The 9,728-nt window shown below is 46.0% G+C and carries 7 protein-coding genes; all 7 read right to left on the bottom strand.

The features are described 5' to 3' along the window. Window positions 1-311 precede the first annotated feature (311 nt). Entirely contained in the window at window positions 312-893 is a 582-nt protein-coding gene (locus I2D94_RS08040) for a hypothetical protein (protein WP_195396222.1), read from the bottom strand. Window positions 894-1,121: 228 nt separating this feature from the next. Then, window positions 1,122-1,595 (bottom strand): hypothetical protein, encoded by a 474-nt coding sequence (locus I2D94_RS08035; RefSeq protein ID WP_195396221.1) that lies wholly within the window; start codon window positions 1,593-1,595, stop codon window positions 1,122-1,124. 608 nt (window positions 1,596-2,203) lie between these two features. Then, the gene (locus I2D94_RS08030) at window positions 2,204-2,692 is read right to left on the bottom strand and encodes a hypothetical protein (RefSeq protein ID WP_139248571.1); all 489 of its coding nucleotides are present in this window, start codon (window positions 2,690-2,692) and stop codon (window positions 2,204-2,206) included. Between the two features lie 84 nt (window positions 2,693-2,776). Then, a complete protein-coding gene (locus I2D94_RS08025) occupies window positions 2,777-4,519 on the bottom strand; it encodes an amidohydrolase family protein (RefSeq protein WP_072683806.1) in 1,743 nt (580 codons plus the stop codon). 734 nt (window positions 4,520-5,253) lie between these two features. Then, window positions 5,254-6,660, bottom strand: a complete 1,407-nt coding sequence (locus I2D94_RS08020; protein ID WP_195396220.1) for a glycoside hydrolase family 1 protein — start codon at window positions 6,658-6,660, stop codon at window positions 5,254-5,256. After that, window positions 6,660-8,501 carry a beta-glucoside-specific PTS transporter subunit IIABC gene (locus I2D94_RS08015; protein WP_195396219.1) on the bottom strand — a complete coding sequence of 614 codons (1,842 nt, stop codon included), beginning with the start codon at window positions 8,499-8,501 and terminating at the stop codon, window positions 6,660-6,662. Before I2D94_RS08015 ends, I2D94_RS08020 begins: the two co-directional genes overlap by 1 nt. Before the next feature lie 175 nt (window positions 8,502-8,676). Then, window positions 8,677-9,528 carry a BglG family transcription antiterminator LicT gene (gene licT / locus I2D94_RS08010; RefSeq protein ID WP_195396218.1) on the bottom strand — a complete coding sequence of 284 codons (852 nt, stop codon included), beginning with the start codon at window positions 9,526-9,528 and terminating at the stop codon, window positions 8,677-8,679. Window positions 9,529-9,728 lie beyond the last annotated feature (200 nt).

Below are 9,728 nucleotides of genomic sequence, written 5' to 3'. Positions count from 1 at the left end.
TTATTATTGATTCAAAGTCATCGTTTTCTTTTCAGTTTCCTCTCCCCGTTCTGGTAACGAAGAAGGAAACGGCTTAAAATTCGAGCAGCACCTGTTTCATGAGAACCTCCTGTGAGATCGTTGGATCTTTGTATTGATCCTCATCTCTTTCTTTATCTATATAATACAAGATATCCAAGAAGGAAACAGTCTGTTTTTTCAAAAATTTTTAGAGTATAATTAAAATGTTGGGAGTGAAAAACGGCATCTATCACTCCGCCTTGTGATTTCAATGAAATACACACTTCGAAGATAATATAATAAGACTAATTTTAATCTTCCTGAAGCAATTTTGAAATTCTTTGCATAGAAAGTTCTTTGAGATGATCAATGGCTTCTTCAGGCAGCTGATTTCCATCAAGATCTCCACTGTAAGGATAAGCAAAATGCAAGGAATAATAGAGATTGCCAATTTGAAACTCATTTTTATAACGCAAATAATAATCTTTTGAGTCTGAACTACTAGAGTCATAGAGTTCAATCACAAACTTTATTCTAATGTCTTGAATTTCATATTCCTCTTGTTCTTGCCACAACAGGACGTGGCCAATGTCCCTTAAAACATAAGAAATAAACTTTGGCTTCTTTGATATTTCAATGATGAACATGTCGTCAAAAGACTCTATCGGATCACTCTTTTGATAGATATATTGAATTCCATGAATTATACTTAAATCATTCAGTTTTAAAAGAATATTTGACTCTTTAGAATAACCTTTAAAATCTAATTGTAATACCTGGAACTGATTTACAAAATGTGAATAATCAAAATAAATAACAATGCCTAAGAAGGTAGGAATAATTAAACACAAAGCAACACGGGTTAGAACTTTTTTTGTTAATTTATCAGCCACATTGCCCATCCCTTCAACTATTTGAGTTTATGTGAAAATTGATCGAAAAAACGGCGAGATGGTCTGCTGCATCTTGCCGTTTTAAGACTTATTTTAAATGAAAATCTTGGGATACATCCCTGAAATTGGGTTATCCTATTTTTTAGAAATGAAAACCGGCGGCGACAAGAATTAAATAAATGAGTATTCCTGTAATGAAGCCGTAAAGGAATATTTTCTTATTTACTTTCATCGGTAGATACAAAAGTAATATTCCTGAGAATATGGAGGATAATAATCGCAAGTTATTGTAGTTGAACCGGTATAAGGTTTATTTAAAACATTTTCGATTGCTTGTGCAACCCAGAATGCTCCCGATTCACCTGTTACCGCAATCACTATCCCATCAATGACGGTGCTTGTTAAATAACCCACTATGGCTCCTCCCAAAAATACTGCAATTGTCGAAACTGATCTCGGCTCAGCGGTTAACTGATTTCCATCCGGGATTTCCATTCGGACAATATTGTTATTTTTATCAACAATATAAGTCAGATATTGCCCTTTATAGGGTGAATCAATTCCAGTTTCATAAGCTAACATTTCCAAGCTGACTTCAGAAAACTCTCCTTTTTCAATCGGCTGTCTTACATTGACGGAATTAGCACTTATATTCGTAATAGAAATTGAGAATAGTAAAAGTAATGTTAGAATTTTCTTCATATTTACCTCTCTTTCTAAATCATCGATTATTCTTTGTGTTTACCCGTGCCCTGTATGAACTTCTGATTATGGATATCCTTGTCCATTGGTATGCCCTCTCCAGACTCACTTTCTATTATTGATTCAAAGTCATCGTTTTCTTTTCAGTTTCCTCTCCCCGTTCTGGTAACGAAGAAGGAAACGGCTTAAAATTCGAGCAGCACCTGTTTCATGAGAACCTCCTGTGAGATCGTTGGATCTTTGTATTGATCCTCATCTCTTTCTTTATCTATATAATACAAGATATCCAAGAAGGAAACAGTCTGTTTTTTCACACTTTTTTCCTGTATAATTAAATTGTTGAGGGCAGCGATGAACGCTGCCCTTTATTGTTGGTTTTTCCGCAGCATTCTTCCCGCCGCGGCTTAGTTTTGACGCTTGTGCTCGATCGCCGTAACTATGAATCTGTGGTGGGCTTATCGCGATATTGTCTATCATTTTTTCAAACACACAGAAGTGTCAATCTATCCCTTTCTCGTCTTTGAACTACTGTACTTTATCCACATTGATTCTAAGAATCAGTCGTTCAATCAGAGCCTGGCTTATTCTCTGCTGAAGTCCGTTTTGCACTACTCTTTTTCAAACTCATAATTAAGTATCCGGTGAACGGCCTTAATTGTTTCTTCATCTGGTTGTGTAAATATAGTCGATGGATCTGAAAATAATCTCACGAGTTTATTATTCTGTCTTATATATATAGTATCAAATAGATTATAAACTTCCTCACATTGCCATAAATCCATATTGTCTAAAGGAAAATAGGATCTAATTTCTGATTCAGTCATCTCATGAGGCAAATAAATACAATCAACACAATTTGATTTTCTTTTAAACTCTGCTGTCTTTTCTAATAAATCAAGCATATTTTGGACGGCCGCCTCTTTAGAATCATAACTATATAAAGTTATAGAAACTGTTTTTTGAATAGTCTCTGTCTTTTGTGAAATAACATAAACATATCGATTCTCTTTCAAGCTGCATTCTTCCACTTTATAATCTTCCAGACCAAATACATCGCCATTAACAATCATAGGACCATCGACATCATATTTATTCAAACTACATGACACTAAGAAAAACAGTGTTAATATAAAAAATATCTTTCTGATAGTCTGCATAAAATCAGCGATGATCGCTGCCCTTTATTGTTGGTTTTTCCGCAGCATTCTTCCCGCGGCGGATTGGGTATGACGCTTGTGATCGATCGTCACAACGCCGTTGACCAGAACATAATCAATCCCTTCCGGATACTGGGACATGTTGGCATCACGGTCATAGCTGTGCAGGGCCTCCCGGTCGAAGACGACGATATCCGCGTAATTTCCAATCTGCAGCGAACCGCGTTTCTCGATGCCGAAGCGAACAGCCGGCTTCATCGTGACGTTATGAATCAATTCCTCCATTGCGATCTGGTTCTGATAGCGCGTCAGATAGCGGATGATAAAACTGTAATTCATCGGATTCGGCGTCATCTGAATATCCTCATTCAAGCCGAAATTCATTGATTTATCGCCGGTGAATCCGTCAGAGCATGGCATGGCCATGCGGTGAGTGCAGAGGATATCATTGGATTCGACCGCGCTGGGCATCGCCATATCCGCGCCCATGTCGCAATCCTCAGCAAACAGATCCATGACCAGATCAAGCGGATCTTTTTTCAGCTCCGTCGCGTAAGCATACAGATTTTTCCCAAGATGCGCCGGATTTTGATGGCGTGAAATGGTCAGGATCGGATACATGCTCATCATCAGATTCTTTTCATCGAGCAGCGGATACAGTCCCGCGTCGATCACCGCATGCACCATCTTGCGGAAATCCGGTACCTTGAAGCTCTCGGCAAGATGCTGACGGCTGCCGCACATCAAGACAAAGGGCCGCAGGAAGGTCGCAAAATACGGCACTGTCATATCCATGCTGTAAGGCGAAGGAATCACGTCGTAGCTCAGGTCGCAGCCCTGTTTTTCCATTTCTTCAAAATACGCCAGCGTCTTGCGTGCCGCTTCGGCGTTGGATTGTTCATCGACGCCCATTCCCAGCGTATGAACATGCGATACATTGGCCCGCACGCCCGCGGCCATCGCCTGTTTCAGCATATCCTGATAACCGCCCATCCGGTCCGGTTTGCCTTCCGCGTCATAATTCCGCGTATGCGAAGCAAATATCCCATCGTACTCCTTCACGATTTTCAACATCCGCACCGTTTCGTCAAAACTGGCAAACGGTCCCGGCACATATTGCGGATCGGTGCCTGTCGATAAGCCGAACGCGCCGTCTTCCAAACACTGCCGCGTCAGCTCTTCCATCTTCACGATTTCTTCTTCCGTGGCCGCCCGGCAGCAATCCATGCCCATGACCGTCCCGCGGATCGCGCTGTAGCCCGCCAATGAGGCGATATTGCCGTCTAACGGCTGTTGATCGCACTTGTCCAGATACTCTTTAAATGAATGCCAGTCCATATCAATTCCATACTGTTCCTTCAACGCTTTGACAGCTTTCTCTTTTGGCAAAAGCAACGATGTCATCGTAAAATAGGACGGATCGGCCTGAAACGCAACCTTCGGATCAATGATCGCGCTGCGGTACAATTCGTCGCCGACCGGACCGTAAGAATGACCACAGTTACCGCCGACCACCGTCGTCACGCCCTGCATCAGATAATTGGTCATCGACGGCTCGAACAAAACAGACAAATCTGAATGCGAATGCGGGTCGATGAATCCCGGAGTTACCACTTTCCCCCTGGCGTCGATCTCCTGCTTCGCGGATTCTCCGCTTAAATCGCCGATCGCGGCAATCTGATCGCCGACAATGCCCAGATCGGCCACCTTTCCCGGCGCAGCGGTCCCATCCAGAATCAAGCCCTGACGAATGATCATGTCAAACATAAATAAATCCTCCCTTTTGCCTTCATTATAGCCTCCATCCGGGGAAACAAGAATACCTTTCAGTCAAAAAAAGAGAACAGCCTGACCGCCATTCTCTTTGTTCCTACCTTATGTTTCTATAAACTCTAAGCTCTTTCCTTGGACATCGGACATGATCTTAAAGTGAAATCACGTTTACTTTCAGAATCTACAATTCTTTTTCATAGAAACAGCTTTGAATTTTTTTCATCTCTTTATTTTTCAAAATTCAGCTCATCACTTCTTTCCGAAATTCAAGTTATGAAATATTACTTTTCTCTGCCCATTGGTCTGTCCTCTCCAGACTCACTTTCTATTTTTGATTCTTTGTTTTCTGATATTTCAGATTCAGTTCCCTCTCCCTGTTCTGGTAACAAAGAAGGGAACGGCTTAATATTCGAGAAGTACCTTCTTCATGAGAACCTCCTTTAGAGATCATGGGATCTTTCTGCTTGATCCTCATCTCTTTCTACACCTATATAATACAAGATATAAAAGCAGGAAACAGTCTGTTTTTTTAATTTTTTTCGGAGTATAATTAAATTGTTGAGGGTTGGCATTTTGAGCCGCCCTTTTTCTGTGTTTTCACCACATTTTCCGCATAACAGGCATGGACAAGCAAAGCCTGTTCGTAAAGTGCTGAGGGCAAAAAAGCATTCCCAACAAAAAAGAGAACTGCCTGTTGTTTGCAGACAGTTCCCATTTCATTAAGCAGCTTAATCCAGATCAGCACCGTTGCTTCGGTAGATCTTTGCGATCCAGTCAAAGCTTTGTTTTTTCCAGCGCTGTAAGGTCCCCGATCCATCCTGATTGCGGTCGACATAGACGAAGCCATACCGCTTCGTCATTTCTGCCGATGCCGCGCTGACACAATCGATCGGCCCCCATGAAGTGTATCCGAACACCTCGACCCCATCGTCAATCGCCCGGGCCATCGCCTGAATATGTCCGCGGTGAAAGTCGATCCGGGCCTGATCCTTAACCGTAAATCCGCCGTTTCCGTCAGGCGTCAGTTCTTCCTTCGACCCCAATCCATTCTCTGCGACAAACAACGGCTTGTGGAAATGATCGTATAAATAATTAAGAATGTAGCGCAGCCCTTCCGGATCGATCGGATAATCATAATCCGAGACCGGAACATAAGGATTTTTTAATCCCCGCATGATGTTACCGTTGGCCATCGCGTAGCGGCTTTCATCCGCCGCCACGACTTTGCTTGAATAATAGCTGAACGATATGAAATCCACGGTATGCTTCAACGCCTGCCGGTCTTCCTCCGTGATTTCCAGACACACGTTGTTTTCCCACCACAGCCGTTTTGCGTAATACGGATATTCGCCGGTGCAATGCACATGGATAAAATAATCCAGCTCCTGCTGACTGGTCATCATCGCGATCATATCCTGCGGATCGCAGGTCATCGGATACCGCGGTGCGGAAGCCGCCATGCAGCCGATCTGAATCGCAGGACAGAGCTGCTTCGCCAAGGCGGTCACTCTGGCGCTGGCGACCAGCTGGTGATGTGCCGTCTGGAAGCGGTCCTGCGCGCTCAGCTGGTCCTTGGGCGTCATCACCCCCGCGCCCAATAACGGTGAAATCAGTGTGACATTGATCTCGTTAAAGGTCAGCCAGTATTTTACCCGGTCATGATAACGGCGAAGCACGGTTTCCGCATAACGGAGGAAAAAGCCGATCATCTCCCGGCTGCGGAAGCCGTCGTAAGTCCGGCACAAATGCAGCGGTATCTCATAGTGCGACAGCGTGATCAGCGGCTCGATGCCATATTTCAGACATTCGTCAATCACCCGGTCATAGAACGCCAGTCCTGCTTCATTGGGTTCCACTTCATCCCCACGCGGATAAATCCGGCTCCATGCGATCGAGAAACGAAATACCTTGAAGCCCATTTCCGCCATCAGCGCGATATCTTCCCGATAGCGGTGATAAAAATCCGTGCCGATCAGTTTCAAATTATCAGGAGTTGGCTGGTTGGTGACCGGTCCGCGCACGCCCTGCGGCATAACGTCCTGCTGGGACAGACCCTTACCATCCTCAAGATAAGCACCCTCGCACTGGTTGGCCGCCAGCGCGCCGCCCCATAAAAATCCTTTCGGAAAGGCCATCAGCGAATCACCGTTAAAATTTCATCGCCGGCTTCGACGTGTTCCCGGCTGTTTTCCACGACGTCCAGCACCTCTGCGGAATTTGTGATCAGCACTGGCGTTACCAGATCATAACCGGCATCCCGCACAGCTTTTAAATCCACCTGCACTAACGGCGTGCCGACTTCGACCGCATCACCGGTTTTGACCAGCGCCGTAAAATGTTCGCCGTTGAGCTTGACGGTATCCAGACCGATATGAATCAGCACTTCCGTGCCATCCTCGGCGACCAGTCCGATCGCATGCTTGGTTTCAAACAACATCGCAACCTTGCCTTTGACCGGCGAACCAAACTCGCCGCTTTCCGGAATCAAGGCGCAGCCCTGACCCAATGCGCCGCTGGCGAACGTATCATCCTTAACCTGTTCCAGCGGAATCAGCTGACCCGCGGCCGGAGAATGAATTACCAGCTTTTTATTCAGCACCGCCGGCTTGACTGCCGCTTCCGCCTTGCTGGAAGCCGGCGCCGGATCCTTATGCGTCAGATAGCTGAACACGAACGCCAATACCATCGAAATCGCGACGGCGATGCAGATATTGAGAAACGAGTTGTCGCTGCCCAAATAAACCGGGAGCGCAAAGATCGTCGACGTTCCGTAAGCCCACTGCTTAACCCCCGTCAGACCGGCATACAGACCGCCGATTGCACCAGCTGCCATCGCACTGTATAACGGCCGTTTCAATTTCATGCCAATGCCGTACAAGGTCGGTTCCGTAATGCCGCACAGCGCTGTGACGCCAACGGTGGACGCCAGTGATTTCAATTCCTTATCTTTCGTTTTCAGCGCCACGCCGAAGGTTGCCGCCGACTGCGCCATGTTGCTGCAAACCATTCCCGGCGCCAGAATTGTCGCATAGCCGACCGTCGCCCGCTGGATCGACTGCGCGCTGCCCAGCGCATAGTGCATCCCCGTCATGACTAACAGCGGACATAAGCCGCCCACCAGCATCGGAACCAGCCAGCCGACCTGAGTGTCCAGGAAGGTGAAGAACGATGCCAGATAATTACCGAAGATCGCGCCTAACGGCCCCAAAACGATAAATCCGACCGGAACGGTGACCAGGATCACAATCATCGGAACAAAGAAGGTTTTAATCGCTTTCGGCGTCCATTTCGTCACCCACTTTTCCACAATCGACTGGAAGTAGACGATCAGGATGATCGGAACGACGCTGGAGGTGTAGGTTGCCAGCGTGACCGGCAGGCCCAGCAGCGTCACCGGATCACCCGCGGTTTTTAAGCCCAGATAGGTCGGATGCACCAGCATCGCCGCAAAGATCAGCGATAAATAAGGGTTGCATTTGAATTTCTTTCCCGCTGAGAAGGCCAGGAAGAACGGCATATAATAGAAGACGCAGTCGGCGACCATATAGAAAATCTGATAAGTCTGCGTCGTGTTGTCGATCAGGCTGAACTGCACAAGAATGGACAGGATCGCTTTGACCATTCCAGCGCCGGCCAGCGGACCGATCATCGGCATGACGATGCTGGCCATCGTGTCAAATAAGGCGGAGATCAGGTTTTTCTTTTCCTTCTTCTCCTCCCCATCCGTCTGAATATGCGCAATCTGAATTAATTCATTGTAGACGTCGGCGACCTGCGTGCCGATGACGATCTGGAACTGACCGCCTTTGTTGACGCAGCCGACAACACCGGTAATGTTTTTCACATTTTCAATATTCGCTTTGGACTCATCCTTCAACGTAAACCGCAGCCGCGTCATGCAGTGGGTTACGGACGCGATGTTGTGTTCGCCGCCGATCTCATTGAGAATCGCGCGGACTAAGCTTTCGTATTTCATCTTCTCCTCCTTGGCCACAGGAAGCGGCCCTGTTTCTTCACTTTCTGAATCTGGTGAATTGTCCGGCATCGGGGTACAAAAAAGCCTGTCGCCGCTTCCTCCTTTTCGCTCCACGTTTAAAAACGGGATAGAAAGGGGAAAACGAACGGCAGGCTTTGCCCTTGCGGTTACAATCCTACGCTTGGCTCTTTTCTCTTTCTGTCAGTCTCCGGATGTGAAGCATGAAGTAGAGCATTTCCTCATGGGTCAGCTCCACGCCCAGCTTCGCATCCAGATACGTTTTAATCCGGCTTGCGCAGGCATACGCATCCGGGTATTTTTCTTTTACCTTCTCAAACAGATAATCGTCCTCGCTGACGTTCAGCGAGCCGCGGATTCGCTGCAGGAAGAACCGGATATGCGTGATAAACCGGCTGTAATTGATCGAATTCTCATTCAAATCGATCTTGTAATGAAACTTGATAATATTCAGGATGTCTTGAATAATCTGCGTGGCTTCTACCGTTTCGCGGATCGCTTCGCCGCTTTGCTGGCCATTGACAAAATGCATGGCGAAGAAACTGGCCTCATCCTCCGTCAGCTGCAGTCCTTCGGAATACTCGATCAGCTCCAGCGCTTTCATCGAAGCGGCGAATTCGCGCGGATAGAATTTCTTGATTTCCCACAACAGCGCGTTTTTGAGCTGTTCATTTTGTTTTGCGCGCTTGATCACAAAATGAATGTGGTCGGTCAGGCCGATGTAAATTACGTCGTCAAATTGAACGTTCAACTCCTTCTGCGCCATTTCGACGATCTTTTTAGTCAGTTCCAGATGGTTGATCGGAATTTCCTTCATCAGCCTGACAAAATCCTCCTGCTGCTGATGCGCGGTAATTTTGAAAACCTTATCGATTTTGGATTCATCAGCCGGATCGCCCGGCTTCATGGCATAACCGATGCCGCGTCCCATCAGAATCACTTCCAGCAAGTTCTCGTCTTCGGCTAACAGAATATTGTTGTTGAACACTTTCTTTACTCGCAATTTCATCCCTCCTTTCCAAAATAAAAGCCTAAACTACACCCATAATATCAGATAAACTGATACAATGAAATCCAGTTTAGGCTTTGCCTTTTTCAAGTTACAACCCTAAATACATTTGTTATTCTAGCCAAATCCTCGAACTTTGTCAACGCTTTCTTTTTTTAAGAATGCCATTTTTTGACATTTTCCAAGTTCCAGTTCAATTC

It is taken from the genome of Holdemania sp. 1001302B_160321_E10, assembly GCF_015552275.1.
Classification (GTDB): Bacteria; Bacillota_I; Bacilli_A; order Erysipelotrichales; family Erysipelotrichaceae; genus Holdemania.
This window is presented reverse-complemented; position numbering and strand designations above follow the sequence as displayed.